Annotated in this window: 24 protein-coding genes; 15 read left to right on the top strand and 9 right to left on the bottom strand. The window is 50.4% G+C overall.

Going from position 1 to position 19,950, the window contains the following annotated elements; translation table 11 throughout:
• Positions 1–166: 166 nt before the first annotated feature.
• Genes BUQ98_RS09870 through BUQ98_RS09855 form a run of 4 tightly spaced genes read left to right on the top strand, consistent with a single transcriptional unit; the run spans position 167 to position 4,721 of the window.
• A complete protein-coding gene (locus BUQ98_RS09870) occupies positions 167–1,384 on the top strand; it encodes an aspartate aminotransferase family protein (protein ID WP_074213691.1) in 1,218 nt (405 codons plus the stop codon).
• A 29-nt stretch (positions 1,385–1,413) separates the two neighbouring features.
• Positions 1,414–2,436, top strand: coding sequence for an arginine N-succinyltransferase (gene astA, locus BUQ98_RS09865; protein WP_074213690.1), 1,023 nt, complete (start codon positions 1,414–1,416; stop codon positions 2,434–2,436).
• A gap of 1 nt (position 2,437) precedes the next feature.
• Positions 2,438–3,919, top strand: a complete 1,482-nt coding sequence (astD, locus tag BUQ98_RS09860) for a succinylglutamate-semialdehyde dehydrogenase (RefSeq protein WP_074213689.1) — start codon at positions 2,438–2,440, stop codon at positions 3,917–3,919.
• Between the two features lie 10 nt (positions 3,920–3,929).
• Complete coding sequence (locus BUQ98_RS09855) at positions 3,930–4,721, top strand: DUF1338 domain-containing protein (protein ID WP_074213688.1); 792 nt, start codon at positions 3,930–3,932, stop codon at positions 4,719–4,721.
• Positions 4,722–4,791: 70 nt separating this feature from the next.
• Here BUQ98_RS09855 and BUQ98_RS09850 read toward each other — a convergent pair whose 3' ends face one another.
• From BUQ98_RS09850 to BUQ98_RS09820, 7 genes are all read right to left on the bottom strand, one after another.
• Positions 4,792–5,655 carry a type 2 periplasmic-binding domain-containing protein gene (locus tag BUQ98_RS09850; protein WP_074213687.1) on the bottom strand — a complete coding sequence of 288 codons (864 nt, stop codon included), beginning with the start codon at positions 5,653–5,655 and terminating at the stop codon, positions 4,792–4,794.
• Positions 5,656–5,783: 128 nt separating this feature from the next.
• On the bottom strand, positions 5,784–6,416 hold the full coding sequence (crp, locus tag BUQ98_RS09845) for a cAMP-activated global transcriptional regulator CRP (protein WP_002535199.1): 633 nt from the start codon (positions 6,414–6,416) through the stop codon (positions 5,784–5,786).
• A 249-nt stretch (positions 6,417–6,665) separates the two neighbouring features.
• Positions 6,666–7,535: a phosphoribulokinase gene (locus BUQ98_RS09840; protein ID WP_074213686.1), complete on the bottom strand. Its 870-nt coding sequence runs from the start codon at positions 7,533–7,535 to the stop codon at positions 6,666–6,668.
• 54 nt (positions 7,536–7,589) lie between these two features.
• The gene (locus BUQ98_RS09835) at positions 7,590–7,808 is read right to left on the bottom strand and encodes a YheU family protein (protein WP_074213685.1); all 219 of its coding nucleotides are present in this window, start codon (positions 7,806–7,808) and stop codon (positions 7,590–7,592) included.
• A gap of 159 nt (positions 7,809–7,967) precedes the next feature.
• Entirely contained in the window at positions 7,968–8,930 is a 963-nt protein-coding gene (locus tag BUQ98_RS09830; RefSeq protein WP_254813927.1) for a hydrolase, read from the bottom strand.
• Entirely contained in the window at positions 8,917–9,462 is a 546-nt protein-coding gene (locus BUQ98_RS09825; RefSeq protein WP_083605266.1) for a TIGR02444 family protein, read from the bottom strand. The genes BUQ98_RS09830 and BUQ98_RS09825 overlap by 14 nt, the downstream gene beginning before the upstream one ends.
• The gene (locus BUQ98_RS09820) at positions 9,405–11,333 is read right to left on the bottom strand and encodes an ABC transporter ATP-binding protein (protein WP_074213682.1); all 1,929 of its coding nucleotides are present in this window, start codon (positions 11,331–11,333) and stop codon (positions 9,405–9,407) included. Before BUQ98_RS09820 ends, BUQ98_RS09825 begins: the two co-directional genes overlap by 58 nt.
• 198 nt (positions 11,334–11,531) lie before the next feature.
• Between BUQ98_RS09820 and kefG the strand changes: the two genes are divergently transcribed.
• Genes kefG through slyD form a run of 4 tightly spaced genes read left to right on the top strand, consistent with a single transcriptional unit; the run spans position 11,532 to position 14,660 of the window.
• On the top strand, positions 11,532–12,116 hold the full coding sequence (gene kefG / locus BUQ98_RS09815; RefSeq protein WP_074213681.1) for a glutathione-regulated potassium-efflux system ancillary protein KefG: 585 nt from the start codon (positions 11,532–11,534) through the stop codon (positions 12,114–12,116).
• The gene (kefB, locus tag BUQ98_RS09810; RefSeq protein WP_074213680.1) at positions 12,106–13,905 is read left to right on the top strand and encodes a glutathione-regulated potassium-efflux system protein KefB; all 1,800 of its coding nucleotides are present in this window, start codon (positions 12,106–12,108) and stop codon (positions 13,903–13,905) included. Before kefG ends, kefB begins: the two co-directional genes overlap by 11 nt.
• Positions 13,906–13,914: 9 nt before the next feature.
• Positions 13,915–14,118: a YheV family putative zinc ribbon protein gene (locus BUQ98_RS09805; RefSeq protein WP_074213679.1), complete on the top strand. Its 204-nt coding sequence runs from the start codon at positions 13,915–13,917 to the stop codon at positions 14,116–14,118.
• Positions 14,119–14,168: 50 nt separating this feature from the next.
• Positions 14,169–14,660: a peptidylprolyl isomerase gene (gene slyD / locus BUQ98_RS09800; protein ID WP_074213678.1), complete on the top strand. Its 492-nt coding sequence runs from the start codon at positions 14,169–14,171 to the stop codon at positions 14,658–14,660.
• A gap of 74 nt (positions 14,661–14,734) precedes the next feature.
• Here slyD and BUQ98_RS09795 read toward each other — a convergent pair whose 3' ends face one another.
• Together BUQ98_RS09795 and BUQ98_RS09790 are read right to left on the bottom strand one after the other, a co-directional pair.
• Positions 14,735–14,956: a SlyX family protein gene (locus tag BUQ98_RS09795; RefSeq protein WP_074213677.1), complete on the bottom strand. Its 222-nt coding sequence runs from the start codon at positions 14,954–14,956 to the stop codon at positions 14,735–14,737.
• A 12-nt stretch (positions 14,957–14,968) separates the two neighbouring features.
• Positions 14,969–15,952 (bottom strand): WD40 repeat domain-containing protein, encoded by a 984-nt coding sequence (locus BUQ98_RS09790; RefSeq protein ID WP_074214198.1) that lies wholly within the window; start codon positions 15,950–15,952, stop codon positions 14,969–14,971.
• A 126-nt stretch (positions 15,953–16,078) separates the two neighbouring features.
• On the opposite strand from BUQ98_RS09790, the gene fkpA reads away from it, so the two are divergent.
• From fkpA to rpsG, 7 genes are all read left to right on the top strand, one after another.
• Positions 16,079–16,861 (top strand): FKBP-type peptidyl-prolyl cis-trans isomerase, encoded by a 783-nt coding sequence (fkpA, locus tag BUQ98_RS09785; protein WP_074213676.1) that lies wholly within the window; start codon positions 16,079–16,081, stop codon positions 16,859–16,861.
• 160 nt (positions 16,862–17,021) lie between these two features.
• Positions 17,022–17,711, top strand: a complete 690-nt coding sequence (locus tag BUQ98_RS09780) for a helix-turn-helix transcriptional regulator (protein ID WP_074214197.1) — start codon at positions 17,022–17,024, stop codon at positions 17,709–17,711.
• The gene (tusD, locus tag BUQ98_RS09775; RefSeq protein WP_074213675.1) at positions 17,708–18,100 is read left to right on the top strand and encodes a sulfurtransferase complex subunit TusD; all 393 of its coding nucleotides are present in this window, start codon (positions 17,708–17,710) and stop codon (positions 18,098–18,100) included. The genes BUQ98_RS09780 and tusD overlap by 4 nt, the downstream gene beginning before the upstream one ends.
• Positions 18,101–18,109: 9 nt before the next feature.
• Positions 18,110–18,463 (top strand): sulfurtransferase complex subunit TusC, encoded by a 354-nt coding sequence (gene tusC, locus BUQ98_RS09770; RefSeq protein WP_074213674.1) that lies wholly within the window; start codon positions 18,110–18,112, stop codon positions 18,461–18,463.
• A 10-nt stretch (positions 18,464–18,473) separates the two neighbouring features.
• Positions 18,474–18,764, top strand: coding sequence for a sulfurtransferase complex subunit TusB (gene tusB, locus BUQ98_RS09765; protein ID WP_074213673.1), 291 nt, complete (start codon positions 18,474–18,476; stop codon positions 18,762–18,764).
• Positions 18,765–18,941: 177 nt separating this feature from the next.
• Positions 18,942–19,316 carry a 30S ribosomal protein S12 gene (rpsL, locus tag BUQ98_RS09760; RefSeq protein ID WP_025673238.1) on the top strand — a complete coding sequence of 125 codons (375 nt, stop codon included), beginning with the start codon at positions 18,942–18,944 and terminating at the stop codon, positions 19,314–19,316.
• 97 nt (positions 19,317–19,413) lie between these two features.
• Positions 19,414–19,884 carry a 30S ribosomal protein S7 gene (gene rpsG, locus BUQ98_RS09755; RefSeq protein ID WP_025744277.1) on the top strand — a complete coding sequence of 157 codons (471 nt, stop codon included), beginning with the start codon at positions 19,414–19,416 and terminating at the stop codon, positions 19,882–19,884.
• Positions 19,885–19,950 lie beyond the last annotated feature (66 nt).

Below are 19,950 nucleotides of genomic sequence, written 5' to 3'. Positions count from 1 at the left end.
CCCTTGCTCACTCTCGCCTTCTCTTTGCTCTCAGTTTATGCATAACTATCTCTTTAAACTGCATGAGGTTTGTTATCCTGCTGGAAACAAAACATAATCTGCTATTGCTGCAGTTAAAATAATGTAAATACTATGCATCATAGATAAAACACAGAAGGATTGAGTGATGACAATGGAGCACAAAGTAGAACGTAAACTCTTCGATGAAGTCATGGTGCCGTGTTACAACCCAATGCCAATGATCCCCGATCACGGTAAAGGGTCGCGCATCTGGGACCAAGAAGGCCGAGAGTATATCGATTTTGCCGGCGGCATTGCGGTGAGCTGTTTAGGCCATTGTCATCCGGTCATGGTCGATGCGCTCACAGAGCAAGCACAGAAACTGTGGCACCTCAGTAATGTGATGACTAACGCCCCAGCATTGCGTCTGGCTAAACGCCTTACAGAGCTTTCATTTGCCGATCGCGTTTTTTACGCCAACTCGGGTGCAGAAGCGAACGAAGCCGCACTGAAACTGGCACGTCGTTGGGCGAAAGAAGAGCACGGTGAGCACAAGAGCGAGATCATCGCCTTTACCAAAGGTTTCCACGGTCGTACCTTCTTTACCGTGACCGTTGGTGGCCAGCCTGCCTATTCCGACGGCTTTGGCCCCAAACCGGGAGATATCACCCATCTGCCATACAACGATATTGCCGCTCTGGCGGATCACATCTCCGATCGGACCTGTGCGGTGATGATGGAGCCCCTGCAAGGGGAAGGTGGGATCGTGCCGCCAGAGCCCGGCTTTCTACAGGCGGTGCGCGAGCTGTGTGATAAGCATCATGCCCTGTTGATTTTTGATGAAGTGCAAACCGGTAATGGTCGCACAGGGACCTTCTACGCCTACCAAGAGTCGGGTGTTGAACCGGATATTTTGGCCACTGCCAAATCCCTAGGTGGGGGGATCCCCATTGGCGCCATGCTCACCACGGAAAGCTTAGCGGCGCACATGAAACCTGGTGTTCATGGCTCAACTTATGGCGGTAACCCACTGGCTTGTGCGGTGGCTGAAGCGGTGGTTAACGAAGTCACCAAACCGGAAGTCCTCGCCGGTGTGATTGAGCGAGAGCAATGGTTCCGCGACGGTTTAGAAGCGATCAACGATAAATATGGCATTTTCAGTGAAGTGCGTGGGAAAGGGCTGTTACTGGGTGCCGCGTTGAGTAAAGACTGGGAAGGCAGTGCACGGGATATCTTGGTTGCAGCAGGGGATGAAGGATTGCTCGTCCTCGTCGCCGGACCAAACGTTGTCCGTTTTACTCCCTCATTGGTGATTACTAAAGCCGATATTGAAGAAGGGATGGCGCGCCTAGACCGTGCGATTGCGAAAGTCGTTGCAGGATAAGCGACTTCATATATTCGGAGGGATTTGAGATGTTAGTTATTCGGCCTATCCGTGCATCAGATTTTGATGCACTGATGTTGTGTGCGGAAGCGTCTGGCCATGGGTTTACCTCCTTGCCGGTCGATGCCGATTTGCTACAGGGACGGATTAATAATTCGTTAGAGAGTTTTGCTAAACAGGTCACGGAGCCGGGGCCAGAAGGCTACCTGATGGTGGCAGAAGACCTAGAAACCGGTGAGATAGCAGGGACAACAGGCGTCGAGGCCGCGATTGGTCTCGACAACCCTTTTTACAGTTACCACCTGACCAAAGTGGTACATTCATCGCGTAAACTCAACGTCCACAATATTGTTGAAGTGCTGACGTTTGGCAACAACTACACCGGGACGACTGAAATTTGTACCTTGTTTTTGCGCCCGGAATTTCGCGGCGGGCTAAACGGCAAGTTATTGTCTAAATGCCGTTTTTTGATGCTTGCGCAATTCCCTGAACGCTTTGCTGATGTGGTGTTTGCAGAAATGCGTGGCGTATCCGATGAGGACGGTAACTCTCCATTCTGGCAGTGGTTGAAAGACAACTTTTTCTCCATTGATTTCACGATGGCCGATTACCTCACCGGTATTGGCGCGAAAGGCTTCATTGCCGATTTGATGCCCAAATTGCCAATTTACGTGAGCTTGCTCAGCGAAGAAGCGCGAGCGGTTATTGGTCAAGTACATCCCAATACGCGTCCGGCGTTGCGCTTACTCGAAAAAGAAGGCTTTTCCTGCCGAGGTTATGTCGACATTTTTGATGCAGGCCCCACGGTGGAATGCCTGCGAAACAATATTGAATCGGTCCGTCATTCGTTTACCGCGACCGCTAACGTACGTGAACATAGCAGCGCTCAGGACTACTTAATCTCGAACACGGACTTTGCGGGCTTCCGTGCGACCGCAGCGAAAGCAGCGATTGATCATGAGACCAATCAGGTTGTGATTCATCCAGACGTTGCCGATGCGTTGAATGTAAAAGAAGGCGATCAGCTGCGGTTGATTGCCATGGAGGGGTAAAATGACAAAGCAATCAGCAGGCCATTTGATTAACGGTGAATGGGCCAAAGGCGAGGGCGAAGTGATGACCTCGCAAAACCCCTTTGACAGCCAATGTATTTGGCAAGGTGAGGAAGCGAGTCGCTCCCAAGTTGATCAAGCGGTTCGCGCGGCTCGAGAGGCTTTTCTTCGTTGGCGTAATACGGATTTTTCTGAGCGCCAAGCGTTGGTTGAACGCTTTGCCGAGATAGTGAAGGCCAACACAGATGATCTGGCACGCACCATTGCTGAAGAAACAGGTAAGCCATTTTGGGAAACCAAAACGGAAGTCGGCGCCATGGTGGGGAAGATCGCAATCTCATTGCGCGCCTATCACGAGCGGACTGGTTCGCGTGAAAAAGACGTGAATGGCACGCAAGCGGTTTTACGTCATCGCCCCCTTGGGGTCATGGCGGTATTTGGTCCTTACAACTTTCCCGGACATTTACCCAACGGGCACATTGTCCCCGCATTGCTTGCCGGGAACAGTGTGGTATTCAAACCCTCCGAGCTGACACCAAAAGTGGCAGAAAAGACGCTGGGGTACTGGTTAGAAGCAGGCCTCCCTAACGGCTTGATTAATCTTGTTCAAGGTGGTCGAAATACCGGAGAGTCGTTGGCGCAAGCGCGTGGAATCGATGGTTTGTTGTTTACCGGTAGCGCCAATACCGGTCACATCCTCCATCGTCAGTTTGCCGGACAGCCCGATAAAATGTTGGCGCTGGAAATGGGCGGTAATAACCCCTTGGTAGTCAGTGACCAGTTTGGCGATCTGGATGCAACCGTATATACCATTCTCCAGTCTGCTTATCTGAGCGCAGGCCAACGCTGTACTTGTGCGCGGCGTTTATTACTGCCAGAAGGGGAGGTAGGCGACACGATCTTAACGCGTCTTGCCGACTGGACCAAAACGATTCGCGTCGGTGGACAATTTGATGATCCACCTCCTTTTATGGGGGCTCAAATTTCAATGGCGGCGGCCGAAGGGATCTTAGCCACACAGCAAAAGCTGATTGATCTCGGCGGTAGACCCGTGATTGAGTGTGAGCATCAACATGATGCGGTGATCTCGCCGGGGATTTTGGACGTGAGTGGCATCCAGGACTTGCCCGACGAAGAGTACTTCGGCCCGCTATTACAAGTGCAGCGTTATCATGATATGGACGATGCGATCACCAAAGCCAATGATACCCGTTATGGGTTATCCGCCGGCCTGATCAGTGAAGACGATGGTGAGTGGCAATATTTCCTCGATCATATTCGTGCAGGGATCGTAAACCGTAACCGTCAACTGACAGGTGCGAGTGGTGATGCCCCGTTTGGCGGTCCAGGCGCATCCGGTAATTTGCGCCCCAGCGCCTATTATGCGGCGGATTATTGCGCCTATCCAATGGCATCAATGGAAGGTGATCAGGTCGTATTGCCAGAGACGTTCGCGCCTGGGATCCCGGCGCAACAGGACTAAGGAGACCAACATGGACAGTGGCCAAGAGTTATTCGATAAACTTTGGCAAGACTATATCCATCGGCTTTGCCCGTCGGCACATAAGGTGCATGCCTTATTAGAGGAAGGGCAGCCGTTGATCAATGATCATATTGCTTTACGGACATTTGGGTTACCTAAAGTAGGGCTTGAGGTGCTTGCGCGTCCGTTTCTTGCGCTGGGCTATCAGCAAAAAGGGGAGTATACCTTTGAGGCGAAGAAGCTAAATGCACGTCACTATGAGCATCCTGATCCCTTGATGCCGAAAGTCTTTATCAGTGAGTTGATGGTGGAGCAATGCTCGCCAGCACTTCAGGCCATCGTCGAAAAGCTGGTGGCACAAGTGGATGCATCGTCATTGACGAGCAGTGACTTTCTGCATCAGGGCCGCCTATGGGATATCGATTGGGCAACCTACCAAACGCTCGCTGAAGAGAGTGAATATGCGTCCTGGGTGGCCGCACATGGTTATGGCGCAAACCACTTTACCGTGAGTGTGAATCAGCTGAATGCGCATGATGATTGCCAATCAGTTAACCAAGCACTGCGTGACAACGGCTTTGCGATCAATGAAGCGGGCGGTGAAGTGAAAGGCGATGCCTCGGTGTATCTGGAGCAATCCTCCACCATGGCTGATCGCGTACCGGTTGCCTTCTCCGATTGCACGCAAACCATCCCTGGGGGGTTTTATGAGTTTGCCAAACGTTATGTGTTGCCCAACGGTGGGTTGTACCAGGGGTTTGTAGCCGCCTCAGCGGATAAAATCTTTGAAAGTACTCACTAGCCATAGCGGCAAGTATAGACTGAAACACCAATGAAGAGAGGGGGCACAAGGTGCTCCCTCTTTTTGGTTGTTACTGCGCTTCAATGTCGAGCCAGAACGTCTCAGGAATGGCCTGCGTTTCGTTGCTTAGGTGAGGGTTATCGACGCGGATAACCGTACGGCCACTGATATTGGCTTTTTCAAACGTCTCTTTGACCAAGGGCGCACTATCGAAAAACTCAATGAAGGAGCCATCTTGATACGCGGTTTCAAACGCACTGTTCAACATATCGGCGACGTCTGAATGTTGCGGAGAAACAAATAAAAACATTGGGAAGCGATAAATCAGCATCAGATGTGGATCAACCAGTAAATTTTCATACTGTTGCCGTTCATTCAATTCGCTAAAGGGCTCAATCAATGCGCGAGGAAACAGATCAGCGCGCCCAGCATTGACTGCTTTGAAAATGTTTTCAAAGCTGGATATTTCTCTGACACGAAATCCGGCGGACTTTAGGACATTGACATCAGCCCACCCTTGCCCTTGGATCATGGTTAACGATTTTAAGCCCTCAACGTCGCTAATTGGCGCCAGTGTCGGCTCGGTCTTTTGGTTGGTAATAAATAGACGATGTCCGAGTAAACCGCGGAAGACTGGGTAGCGGATAGGGATAAGCTCTGATTCCAAGGTGCGATCGGCGCCAAGCCAATCCACGGTCAGTTTCCCTTGTTTCATCATTTCCACTTTCCGCGATTGAGAGCCAATCTGACCATCAAACGCCTGCAAGGTGACCGATTCACCCGACTTGTCGGCGAGAAATTCAATAAGTTCAATCGCATAAAGATCCAACGCAGAGCCTGATCTGGGCTCAGGGTGGACAATGGTGACAGTGGCGAGGGCTTGTGAGGTAAAGATTGATATCACGAAAGGGAGGACAGCGTATAGGCTCTTCATAAACGACACCTTGTTAGTTAAATGTTAACGGCATGGTGTTGAGTTTAGATGTAATCGGCAGGGTTTCCAGATAATAGAGATAAAAAAACCGACGCCAGGGCGTCGGTTAGATACAGAGAGCGGTGCGATTAGCGTGTACCGTATACCACGATGGTTTTACCATGGGCTGAAATAAGGTTTTGCTCTTCCAGCATTTTAAGAATACGTCCCACTGTTTCACGTGAGCAGCCAACGATTTGGCCGATTTCTTGACGCGTGATTTTAATTTGCATCCCGTCAGGGTGCGTCATCGCATCAGGCTGCTTCGCCAAGTTCAAAAGGGTTTGCGCAATGCGCCCCGTGACATCCAGGAAGGCAAGATCCCCCACTTTTTGGCTTGTTACCTGCAAACGGCGCGCCATTTGCGAGGATAGACGCATCAAAATATCAGGGTTAACTTGGATTAGCTGGCGGAACTTTTTGAATGAGATTTCTGCCACTTCACAGGGTGATTTGGCACGAACCCAAGCGGTGCGTTCTTGATCTTCTTCGAAAAGACCTAGCTCACCAATGAAGTCACCTTGGTTAAGGTAAGACAGGATCATTTCCTTGCCTTCTTCATCTTTGATCAGTACGGCCACAGAGCCTTTCACGATGTAATACAAGGTCTCCGCCTTTTCGCCTGCATGGATCAGCGTGCTTTTCGACGGATACTTATGGATATGACAATGTGAAAGGAACCACTCGAGTGTAGGGTCCGTTTGAGGTTTTCCTGGAACCATATAACTTATTTCCTCTGCATGTGTTGCCCGGCAACAACGTCCTGTCTTTATCTGAGGGGTAACCCATCAGATCATTCCACAGAATACGAAGTCTGAGCGCGGGCGACAAGCTCACTGTATGTTAACAAGAGTGTATCTTTTTTTGTTGGTGATTTCTTGATTTTGATCTAGGCCAACCGCCTAAAAATCTGGCAAAAACGTGGCTAAGATCACGGCTTGAGAAGTAATACATCACGGATGCGCTACGGCTTAGCCAATCTTGCCTTTTTCTATCAACTGTTGGATCAGTGGGCGGATGATTAACTCCATCGCAAAGCCCATTTTTCCACCCGGTACCACGAGGGTATTATGTCGTGACATAAAGGCTCCGGTGATCATTTGCAGCAGATAGGGAAAGTCGACATTTTTCATTCCCCGAAAGCGGATCACGACAAAGCTTTCGTCGAGTGAAGGGATCCCTTTCGCGTTAAGTGGGTTGGACGTATCGACTGTCGGGACACGTTGAAAATTAATGTGGGTGCGCGAGAACTGGGGCGTAATATAGTGCAAATAGTCGTCCATAGAGCGAACGATCGAATCGGTCACGGCCTCACGCGAATGACCGCGCTCACGGGTGTCGCGGACAAATTTCTGGATCCACTCCAAGTTGACGATGGGCACCATGCCAATCAATAGATCAACATGTTGGGCGACGTTCACTTCACCGTCGACCACGCCGCCATGCAGCCCTTCATAAAATAGCACATTGGTATTGTCTGGCAGATCTTGCCAAGGTGTGAAAGTGCCTGGCATCTGATTGTAGGGCACGGCCTCATCAAAGGTGTGCAAATAGCGACGATATTTTCCTGTCCCTTGATCGCCATACTCACGAAAAAACTGCTCTAGACGTGGGAAGTCGTTGGCGGTGGGACCAAAATAACTAATGTGCCGTCCTTGCTCGCGTGCTTTACGGATCTCGACGTCCATTTCGGGACGAGTAAAGCGGTGAAAGCTGTCCCCTTCTAGCCACGCTGCTTTGATGTTCATCATCTGGAACATCTTGCGAAAGGCTTCCGAGGTGGTGGTGGTACCGGCTCCTGAAGAGCCGGTGACCGCAATAATTGGATGTTTAGCCGACATGACGCGCCCTGTCATTCAGTCTGAATTTGTATCGCGATACTGTGTACTGCGATGCTAGGATCTGAGTGCTGCTTTACGACGAATATCCACTGTCTCGTGCAACTCAGAATACACAATCACGGCCTCACCGGATTGCAGTTGTTGGCGAACATCGTCAACTTTTTGCGCAAAGCTGACTTCTTGCTCACCATAATCGGTTCCTTCCCGTAACACAAAGTGCTCGATTAATTGGGTGAGGGTGTCATCGGGAACCGATTGCCAAGGAACCATCATACTACATCACCTTTTACTGTTCTCAGGGTGGCACGCGAGGGTGCCTGATGCGAATGTTGTGAATTAGTTCGCATTTTACCCGATCATTCAGCGTAATGCAGTGGTTCTCTACGCTTTATCGATCGCGCGGTGTTTGCTGACAAGATCTGAATGATGCTATTACACGGGCAGATAGGTGGCTAACCAGTTGGGCACGGCTTGCTCGAGCCAAAATTGCGGTTGGCGCCAACTGCCTGCCACAAAGCCAACATGGCCACCATGTTCGGTTAATTGATAATCGATATTGGCCGGCAGGGGTAAAGTGGGGATCACTGCGTCGGTCATGAAAGGGTCGTCTTTGGCATGAATAATCGCCAGAGGCACCTTAATCACATGGAGTACCGACAAGCCACTGCACGCTTGATAGTAATGGTGGGCATCGTCAAAGCCGTGAAGCGGGGCGGTAACGGTTTGATCGAACTCGAGCAGAGTTTTGATCGCTGGGCGCTCACCCGCATGCCATCGGCCCACTTGCTGATGCCGAGTTAGCTTTTCTGAGAGGGTTTGGCGCATTGAGCGTAGTAAGTATGCTTGATAAATGCGGGAAAACCCTTGTTGAATACGGGCCGAACAGGCAGCTAAATCGAGTGGCGGTGAGACAGCACAACCACAGGTAACGATAGGATCATCATGATAGTCCGCCAGATAACGGACCAGCATATTGCCTCCCAATGAGACCCCCACCGCTGCAATCTGACTCGTTGGGTAGGTAGTGCGCAAATGGGTTAAGAAGGCGCGCGCGTCTTGGGTTTCTCCCGAGTGATAGGTCCGCGCCGAGCGATTGAGCCGACCACTGCAGCTACGAAAGTGCATGACGACGCCGCACCAGCCTTGGTCTTGGAACGCCGAGAGTAAACCGTTGGCATACGGACTGTCAAAGCTACCCGCAAGCCCATGAAAAAGAACAATGATTGGCTGTCCAGGCCTAGGTTGATGGGTCCACGCTAGATCGATAAAGTCTCCATCGGGCAGATCAAACTGTTGCCAAACAGGGACGAACAGAGGTTCACGGCGGAGTAAGCGTGGTAGCAGTGTTTGTAAATGTGCGTTTCGGGCGCTTGGAATAGGGTTAAACGGTATCATCATGGTCCGATCCATCACTTTCTGCAGGCGGGGTGACCTGCAGTGATGTATAAAGGTTACGTGCCGATGGTGAGAGCTGTCGGCAGTAGTACGCCAAGGGGGACGCGGCTTGCGTCAGCCAAGTTTGACGGTTCAGTGCATCGACTAAGTCTTGCTGTTGGAATTTTTCCAAACTGAGCTCAAAGTTGAGCATTTTTTTGTACTGGCCACTGCCCACACGCGGCTTGAGATCGCGCCGCAGGTGTCGGTAGGCAATCAGTAGATGCTCAGAGCGACTGAGGGCGTGCTTGAGCTGGGTTAGGCTTTCGGGGGCGAGACCGTAACCGTAGCTTTCAATCCATGCCAACAGCAAGGCAAGGTTGACATTGCCTTGATGCTCGTCTTGTAGCTTGAGACAGGCTTGCTTTACCTCTTGTTTGTCATAGTGGTGCAAACAAAATTGCCACAAATCGGCAGCATTCGCCATGCCAGGGGTTAATGTTGATTGAATGCCGCCTCCAGGGTTTCCAACTCTTCTTGTCGCTCCATCCATTCTTGTTCCACCTCTTCGAGCGTCGATTTTGCCGCGGCTTGGCGCTGCAATTGCTCCGTCAGACGCGTTTTGTTGTCACTGTGGTAAATATCCGGGTCTGCCAACTGGGCTTCTGCCTCTGCAATCGTGGCAGAAAGTTGTTCTATCTTTGTGTCGAGATGGTCAATTTTTTTTCGCAACGGCGCGGTTTGTTTTCGAAATTCGGCTTCTCGACGCTTTTGGGTTTTACGGTCTAGCTGTGACGGTTGTGGGGCTGTCTTTTCTGCCGCGGCCTGTTTTTTATTCTCAGCACGATCAGCGCGCTGTTGGTCGGTGAGCCAGCGGTGATAGTCAGTCAAGTCACCTTCAAAGGGTAGCACTGTGCCGTTGTCGACCAAATACAAGTCATCCGTGGTGGCGCGAAGCAAGAAACGATCGTGGCTGACAATTACCATTGCCCCTTCATAGGATTGTAACGCCAGCGTTAGCGCTTGGCGCATATCGAGATCTAAATGGTTAGTTGGCTCATCCAACAACAGCAAGTTAGGCTTTTGCCAAACCAGTAAAGCCAAGACTAAGCGTGCTTTTTCCCCGCCAGAAAACGGGCCTATGGTTTCGAGCGCTTTGTCGCCTTGAAAACCAAACCGACCCAAAAAATCACGCAGTGTTTGTTCCGCCGTGGTCGGTGCTAATCGGTTGAGATGTTGAAGAGGCGTTTCATCAATTTGTAGGGTATCGAGTTGATGCTGGGCGAAATATCCCACTTTCACCCCCTGCGAATAGCTTAGCTCCCCCGCCATGGTCGGTAAGGACCCTGCTAGCAGTTTAATCAGTGTCGATTTGCCCGCGCCGTTACGACCCAGTAAACCAATCCTTGCTCCGGGCACTAAGTTTAAACGGATATTTTCGATGATCGGCGTTGTGCCATAGCCTGCGGCAACTTTATCCATCATGAGGATAGGAGTGGGTAGCGCATCAGGAGCAAAAAAAGTGAAGCTGAACGGATTATCGTATTGCGCAGGCAGCACTTTTTCCATTCTCTCCAGCGCTTTAATGCGGCTTTGCGCTTGGCGGGCTTTGGTGGCTTTGTAGCGAAAACGGTCAATGTAGGATTGCATATGCGCAACTTGTTTTTGTTGTTTTTCGTATTGCGCTTGCTGCTGAGCGAGTTTTTGTGCCCGCATCCCTTCAAAGTCGGAATAGTTGCCTGTGTATTCATTGAGTTGTTCATGCTCAATATGGATGATGCGATTAACCACAGGATCAAGGAAGTCGCGGTCATGCGAAATGAGGACTAACGTCCCAGGATAGTGTTGTAGCCACTTTTCCAACCATAGTACGGCATCGAGATCCAAGTGGTTGGTGGGCTCATCCAACAATAGGAGGTCGGAGCGACATAGCAGTGCTTGCGCTAAGTTGAGTCGCATTCGCCAGCCGCCCGAAAACTGAGTGAGTGACCAGTGAATTTGTGGCTGACTAAAACCTAATCCATCCAGCAGGCTGGCAGCCCTGGCTTCCACGGTATAGCCGCCAATCGCATCCAACTTATCGTGTAACATGGCGACTGCATTGCCATCATCACGGGCTTCGGCGTCGCTTAGGGCTTGCTGGAGCTCGCGGTATTCGCTGTCGCCATCAATAACATATTCAAGTGCGCTTTTATCAAGTGCGGGGGTCTCTTGCGCTACCCAAGCCACTTGCCATTGACTAGGGTAATCACACTGCCCAGCATCCAGCGATAATTGATGACGTAAGAGGGAAAACAGGCTGGACTTACCACAGCCATTTTTGCCTACCAAGCCGACTTTGTCGCCTGGTGCGATGGTGGCGGAGGTGTGGTCAAGCAGGGGCTTACCACCACGAAGCAGTTGAATGTCGGAGAAGCGAATCATGATTACTCAGTCTGTCTCGGGTTGATGGATGCGAGGTTACGCGCGGTCGTTATACCAGCTTGATGGTGGGATTGCCAAATTCGTGTCAGTGAAGCGACAGCTCAGGCACGGGCTTGGCATTTTTGTGTGTTAAAGTTAAAAATAGGCAATAAATGAGCACATTGCGCTCGCACAATAATCATAACGACAAGGAAGCCTATGCCCCAAAATAAGGCTGAATACCAACGACCTCCCAAGGTCGTCGTGATCTTTGCTCACCCTGATCCGGACGAATCGGTTGCCAATCGTCGACTACTGGCTGCGATAAACACACTGCCCCACGTTAATGTGCATGATATTTACGCCGCTTACCCTGACTTTGTGGTTGATGTTCATCATGAGCGTGCATTGATCACCGAGGCCGAGGTATTGGTTTTCCAGCACCCGTTGCAAATGTATTCCTGCCCCGCGTTATTAAAAGAATGGATAGACGTGGTCCTTGGCAAAGGTTTTGCTCACGGGCAAGGAGGTGATGCATTGGCAGGGAAAACGTGTCGCTTTGTGGTCACGACGGGCGGCGCAGCAGAAGCCTTTAGCCAGGAAGGGTACAACAAATACTCCATGGGTGAGTTGCTTCAACCGTTTGAGCTGACGGCATCACTGTGTCGTATGCATTGGCTTCCTCCGCTTGTGCTGCACTGGGCGCGTCGAGTGGGTGATGCCGATCGCGATGCGTTTGCGGAGCTTTATACTGATTGGTTAATTGACCCTTTATATCTTCAGGAGGAGTCCAATGGACAATAATCTCCTCGCGGTCGCGTTTGTCTTTTTGTTAGCCGCGGCCATTGCTGTTCCGTTAGCGCAGCGCTTGGGGATGGGCTCTGTGCTTGGCTACTTATTGGCGGGCATAGTGATTGGGCCCTGGGGGCTGGGTTTAATTCGCGATGTGGACGCGATCCTCCATTTTGCTGAATTTGGCGTGGTGCTACTGCTCTTTCTGATTGGTCTGGAGCTAAATCCGAAAAAGCTGCTGCAGATGCGACGACCGATTATTGGGCTGGGGGGAAGCCAGGTTTTAGTGACCGCGGTGATCATCGGCGCGATCAGCGTTTTTGCTGGATTGACCTTACAACAAGGCGTTGTGATCGGCGTGGGTTTGGCCCTTTCTTCTACCGCGATTGCGATGAAAATCATTGAAGATCAGCGGCTAATGCGCAGCGAATCCGGCCAATCTGGCTTTGCGGTTTTATTGTTTCAAGACATTGCGGTAATCCCCATGTTAGCGGTGATCCCCGCATTAGCCGGTGGCAGTGCGGGCAGCTGGTTAGATGTGCTGTGGATGTTTGTGGGGATCGGCGCGCTACTGGCCGGCGGTCACTTTTTATTGCGCCCCTTGTTCCGTTTAGTGGCAATGAGTGGTGTGACGGAGCTGTTTAATGTCGCGGCATTAGCCTTGGTTCTTGGCATCGCGCTGGCAATGCAAAGCCTCGGGCTCTCCATGGCGCTAGGCGCATTTCTGGCTGGGGTTCTGTTAGCGGAAAGTGAATACCGACACGAGTTAGAAACGGCCATCGAGCCCTTTAAAGGGTTGCTGCTTGGGCTTTTCTTTATCGCGGTCGGGATGACGGTCGATTTAGGGCTACTATTCGACTACCCGTTGGCCATTATTGGTGCGGTACTGGCTCTGGTTTGTGGTAAATCATTGCTGCTTTATGGATTGGCTCGTGCGTTTGGTGTGGCACCAAAGGCGCGTAGTCAAATGGCGGTCCTCTTGAGCCAAGGTGGAGAGTTTGCCTTTGTGATTTTTACGGCAGCGCGCAGCCAAGGGCTACTCGATCAAGAGTTAAATGCGTTTTTGCTGGTGGTAGTCAGCCTATCGATGATGACTACGCCATTGATGCTCACCTTACAACAGCGCTGGTTTGCACGTACATTTAACGAACCAGAAGAGTTACCTTCACAAGGACAATTTGGTGAAACAGATGCGAGAGTGATCATTACTGGCTTTGGCCGGTTTGGCCAAGTGGTCGGTCGCTTGATGTTCGCCAATAAAATAGGGGTGACCATACTGGAACGTGACCCGACGCAAATTAAGCTGCTACGACGTTTTGGCTACGAAGTGTATTATGGCGACGCGACCCAGTTAGACTTGTTACGTGCAGCGGGTGCTCAGACGGCTGAAGCGATTGTGATTTGTACTGATTCACCCGATGAAGTCATGGAGATTGTTGATCTTTGTGCGCGCCACTTCCCTAATCTAAAAGTAATGGCGCGGGCACGAAGTCGGGTCGAAGCGTACCAACTGATGGCTCAGGGCGTGAATCAATTCTCACGCGAGACGTTTTTGGGCGCTTTGGAGCTAGGGCGGCAAACACTCGAATCGCTAGGCATGCACCCTTACAAAGCTAAACGTGCAGAAATATTGTTTCGCAAACTGGATATGCGTGTGTTGCAAGACTTGTTACCCCAGCACAGTGAGGACTTGGCCACCGCATCACGAGTCAAAGAGGCACGCAAGGAGCTGGAAGAAATTTTTGACAGAGAAATGCGTGGTGACAGTGAGCGGCACCAGAGTTGGAATCGAGATGAATAAGGTGTTGATGTGAAAAAACGTTTTATTGCAGGCGCAGCCTGTCCGTCATGCCAACAACGCGATACATTGCGAGTGTGGCGTGAAAATAACATTGACAAAGTGGAATGTGTCAGCTGCGATTATCATGATAGTCGGTTGCCGGATTCGGCACAACAGTCACAATCTGGCGTCGAGTCGACAGAGAATGTCATTGGGATCTTTAAACCGGAGTAGGGGATCCGTTATCATCGGCAGTCCATTTACCTTCCGGTCTCGGAGCGAGCATGAAAATTGCAAAAGATGTGGTAGTCAGCCTGGCTTACCAAGTAAAAAATGAAGACGGTGCACTCGTTGATGAATCAACAGCACAAGAGCCCCTCCAATACCTGCACGGTCATCGTAACCTGATCGTCGGTCTTGAGAAGGCACTGGAAGGCCGTGAGAAAGGCGAAAGTTTTGAAGTGACTGTAGGCCCAGATGAAGCTTATGGTGACTACCAAGAAGCCATGGTACAACGTGTACCGGCAAACGTATTCCAAGGCGTAGACCAAGTTGAAGTCGGTATGCGCTTTATGGCTGAAACCGACCAAGGCCAGATCCCAGTCGAAGTGACTGAGGTGGAAGGCGATGAAGTGGTTGTTGATGCGAACCACATGCTTGCAGGCCAAACCCTGTCTTTCTCTGTGGATATTACGGATGTACGTGAAGCGACGGAAGAAGAGTTGTCACACGGTCATATCCACCAAGACGGTGAAGAGTGCGGCCACGACCACTAATTTGTCGTGACTCACGCAGTAAAACAAAAAGGCGCCAGCGGCGCCTTTTTTTGATCGTTGCGATTAGCCCCAGATCAATAATGCGGCGGTGGCGTTTCTTCAGCTTGGCTGGCGATATTTTCGGGCTCGATATTCTTTAGTTTGCTGACTAAGTACTGAATTTGTGCCGTCATACGCTCAATGTCTCCTTGCTGCTGAGTCAACGCGCTGTTGAGTTGGTCGATGGTATCTTCTTGAAAAGCGATCTTGTATTCAAGATCGTCAATTTGTTGCTGTAGTTTATCAATCTCGCTCATGCTGTACTCTCGTTATTGCGCGTCGGTTAACCAGGCCTGGGCGATCCCGGCTGACGTACCAGAAATGACACGTCCGGTTGGGTCGATGGCCACATCATACACCACTGCGCTTGGTGGGCGAGTGTCGGGCTGGGCCAATGCTTGCCAGCGGCCGATATTTTCGCCGGTCTGTACATCCCATAACTCCACCCGTTGAGACGGCGTGCCGGTCGCGAGTTGGGTGCCATCATCAGAAAAGCGCGCGCTGGCATAAATGGCTTGGCGGGCAAAGATATCCAACTCACTGACTTTATCACCACTTGGCAACGCCCAAATCACGGCTTGATTGCCCCCGTCAGACACAAATGCGTACTTCCCTTCCCGGTGCAAAGCAACTTGTTTTACTCGCTGATCATAGGCAAAGTCACTGATGATCTGGCCGGACTGGGTGTCCCAGAAATAGGCATGATGGTCATTCCCGCCAGAGAGCACATAGGCCCCGTTCGGTGAAATAGCGACGGCATTAATTTTATCGCGATGGGCCAGGAACTCTAAGCGTCTCCCCGTGCCTAAGTCGATAAATAGCGCTTTATCATTCGACATGGCGAGCACCACTTTTTCGCCATTATTACTGATAGCGGCATCGCGAATGATGCCCTCAGAAATGGACCATAGCCCTTGTGACTGGCTCCAAGCGAGATCCCAAACGGCAAAATTTTGGGCTGTCGCAGTAATGGCATAGCGCTTATTATCGGATATATGGCTGACGACGACCGGATTGGCGCTTGGATCTTGTGCACCGAGCTCAGCCAGTTGCTGATTGGTTACAAGGTCCCAAAGGACAATGTCGGTTTCCTTAGATGCGAGCAGGGCAAAACGGCCGTCACGGCTGAGGCTAAAGCTGGTCGCGCCTTCAGGATGGATTGACCAGCGCTGGGCTTCTTTGCCAGACTGCCAACAGCCAGTGAGGCCACCAACGAGAATAAAAATGCAAATAATGTGGCGGATTTTGGGCATCATGCTTGAGTTCCAGAGTATGCAGCCATATAACCATGAGTATATTGATAGAATCAGGCTTTCGCATTGTTGATGCGTCAGTAACTACAATACGAGGATTAATCCTTACCATCAACGGAGTACCCAATGAAATCAGTAATGAAGATGTCGCTACTCGCGGCAACCGTTGCCTTTGCCGTCGGCTGTCAGCAGGAAGACGCAAAAGTAGAGCAAACTAACCAAGCCGCAGAGCAAGCGGAAGCGGCGTTTGCGAACGAAGACGACAAAGCAGCTTACGCGATTGGCGCTTCTTTGGCACAATATCTCAATGCCAACTTAGAGCAACAGGCTGATATCGGTCTAGATCTTGATAAAGAAGTGGTATTGCAAGGGGTGCAAGACGTCTTTAAAGGCGAGTCCAAGCTAACGGATGAGCAAGCGCAAGCCGCGCTGCAATCGCTGGACCAACGTGTGACCAAACTCGCACAACAGCAAGCCAAAGAGAAAGCCGAAGCCGCGATTGCTGACGGTGAAAAATACCGTGCTGAGTTTGCGAAACAAGAAGGTGCCAAAGAAACCGATTCAGGTCTCTTATACAAAGTCGATAACATGGGTAAGGGCGATAAGCCATCAGCGGAAGACACCGTCGTTGTCCATTATAAAGGCACGCTGACGGATGGCACCCAATTTGATAGCTCGTACGACCGTGGCGAGCCAGCAACCTTCCCGCTTAACCGTGTTATTCCAGGCTGGACAGAAGGTGTGCAGCTGATGCCAGTGGGATCTACATTTACGTTTGTTGTCCCGCCAGAATTGGCATATGGTGATCAAGACACGGCCTCTATCCCGGCTAACTCGACACTGGTTTTTGATGTCGAACTACTTGAAATTAAAGATGATGCGAAAAAGGATAGTGCCAGCGAGGGCTAAGCCTCCACTGTCTTATTGCGTATCAAAGAGCCCTGGCATTGCCGGGGCTTTTGCATTTTTAGCGTCAATTTCTGTTAAACTGGGCGCAGAGAAATAGAGATTGACGGTCGAATAAGGATAGGCGTACGTGGTACCGACAGAGGGTTTTGACGCGAACATTATGACGGAGAATGAGCTCATTGAGCCTAATCCCTTGAATCAGCAAGACAGCATTATCTTGCGCTCATATGCCGCTGTGGTGGATGGGTTAGCAGCCCTCATTGGTGGGCATTGTGAGATCGTGCTACACGCATTAGACGATTTGAATAAATCGGCGATAAAGATCGCTAATGGCGAAAACACGGGTAGACAAGTGGGATCACCCATCACCGACTTAGCATTACGTATGCTGCGTGATATTGAAGGCTCTGAGCGTAATTTTTCGCGGGCGTACTTCACCCGAGCAAAAAGTGGCACCTTGATGAAATCGATCACGGTGGCCATTCGCAATGGCGATAACCGTATCATTGGGTTGTTGTGTATCAACATCAACTTAGATGCGCCTTTTTCTCAGGTACTGCAAGCCTTTATTCCTGATGACTTAGCGAAACAAGCCGCTTCATCGGTTAATTTCGCCAGTGATGTCGAAGAGCTAGTGGATCAAACCGTTGAGAGAACGGTTGAGGAAGTCAACGCCGATAAGAGTGTCTCCAACAACACGAAGAATCGCCAAATCGTGATGGCCCTTTATGACAAAGGAATTTTTGATATCAAAGATGCCATCCATCGCGTCGCCTCTCGGCTCAATATTTCTAAGCACACGGTCTATCTCTACGTTAGGCAGCGTAAAACAGAGGACGCGGAATCATGAGCCTACGTTATGTTCTTGTGGTCACTGAACCGGCTTACGGATCACAATTAGCGCGTACGGCTTATCAGTTTGCCTGTGCGGCAATAGAGGCTGGCCATCAAGTCAGTAAGGTATTTTTCTATCAAGATGGCGTATTGAATGGGGCAGCGAGCACTGTCCCTGCAAATGATGAATTTGATTTGGTGGGCGCGTGGCAGGCGTTAGCCCGTGATCACCAAGTGGAACTGGAAACCTGTGTGGCTGCAGCACTGCGGCGCGGTATTATTAGTGAACAAGAAGCGGCGCAACATCAGTTGTCACAGGCCACATTGGCCGCCGGGTTTTCTCAAGCCGGCTTAGGCGCGTTGGCAGAGGCCTTGTTGACCGCTGATCGTGTGATGCAATTTTAAGAGGGTTTCATGCAAATAGGCTTTGTATTTTCCACTGCGCCCCATGGCAGTGCGAGTGGCAGAGAAGGATTAGATGCCTTACTCGCCACCTCCGCTTTTTGTGACACATTGTCAGTGTTTTTTATCGGTGATGGCGTCCTTCAACTGATCGATGGACAACAACCCAGTCAGATATATAGCCGAGATTATATTGCTAGCTTCAAAATGCTACCGCTTTGCGATGTTGAGAACATCTACGTTTGCCAATCGTCATTGGCGGTACGTGGACTGGAACAGGCCGAGCAAGTATTACCGGCACACAAGCTCTCGCTTGAGCAGATAAAAAAGCAGTTGTCAGACTGCGACCGCATACTACATTTTTAAGGAGTTGGCTGTGCTGCATTTGGTAAAGACATCCCCCTACAGTCATCAAGCGCTTTGGCAGTGTTTACATTATGCCGACCAAAACAGTGTGGTTGTATTGATCAGTGATGCCGTCCTTGCAGGTGTGGCGGGGAGTGAGTGGGCCTCGCAGCTAGTTACCGAAAGTCGTTCTGTTTACGTGCTTCGCAACGATGCGCGCGCGCGGGGTTTACACAAGCGGATAGACTCTGCGATTGAGATGATTGATATGGACAAATTGGTTGCCTTGAGTGTTGAGCATACTACGCAAATGACATGGTAATGGGCGCGTTTCGCGGGCACATTCAAAGCCCTTTCTCGCTGATCAAAAAACAAACAATGCAAAGATCTCTGTATAAATCTTGACACCCCATACCCCGACGCCTAAAATTTCGCGTCCCTGTTGTATTGGGGCTAGATTTTTCACACTTATACGTTAAGTAATATCAGGAGCTATTTAATGGCAACTATTAACCAGCTGGTCCGCAAGCCACGCTTAAAGCAAGTTGCGAAAAGCAACGTGCCTGCGTTGGAAGCGTGTCCACAAAAACGTGGTGTATGTACTCGTGTTTACACCACTACTCCAAAGAAACCAAACTCTGCACTGCGTAAAGTATGCCGTGTGCGTTTGACTAACGGCTTTGAAGTTACCTCATACATTGGTGGTGAAGGCCACAACCTGCAAGAGCACAGTGTTGTTCTGATCCGCGGCGGTCGTGTAAAAGACTTGCCGGGTGTGCGTTATCACACTGTTCGTGGCGCACTCGACTGTGCAGGCGTTAACGGCCGTAAACAAGGTCGTTCTAAGTACGGTGTGAAGCGTCCTAAGTCTTAATGGATTCCGTTAAGTAAGGCCAAACACTCAAACAATTGAATTTTGAAAAAACTGAAAAGTTTTGGATAAAACCTGAAGAAGACAACGGAGATAATCCATGCCACGTCGTCGCGTAATTGGTCAGCGTAAAATTCTTCCAGATCCTAAGTTCGGATCAGAATTGCTGGCAAAATTTGTAAACATCCTGATGGTTGACGGTAAGAAGTCAACCGCTGAAAAAATCGTTTATGGTGCACTAGACATCATGGCTGAGCGTTCTGGTAAAGATCACTTGGCTGTATTCGAACAAGCTCTTGAAAACGTACGCCCAGCGGTCGAGGTTAAATCTCGCCGTGTAGGTGGTTCAACTTACCAGGTGCCAGTAGAAGTACGTCCTGTACGTCGTAATGCGCTGGCTATGCGTTGGTTGGTTGAAGCCGCTCGTAAGCGTGGTGAAAAATCTATGGCTCAGCGCCTAGCAAGCGAGATGCTAGACGCGTCAGAAAACAAAGGTACTGCTGTTAAGAAACGTGAAGACGTTCACCGTATGGCAGACGCGAACAAAGCGTTCGCACATTACCGCTGGTAATGCCTTCATGGCGTGTCCCGTTCGGGGCGCGCCAAACCCATTTTCTAAGGTTAACCTTAGCAAGAG

Source organism: Salinivibrio sp. ES.052 (assembly GCF_900141775.1).
Taxonomy (GTDB): Bacteria; Pseudomonadota; Gammaproteobacteria; order Enterobacterales; family Vibrionaceae; genus Salinivibrio.
The sequence above is the reverse complement of the archived record's forward strand: the minus strand, read 5'-3'. Positions and strand labels throughout refer to the sequence as shown.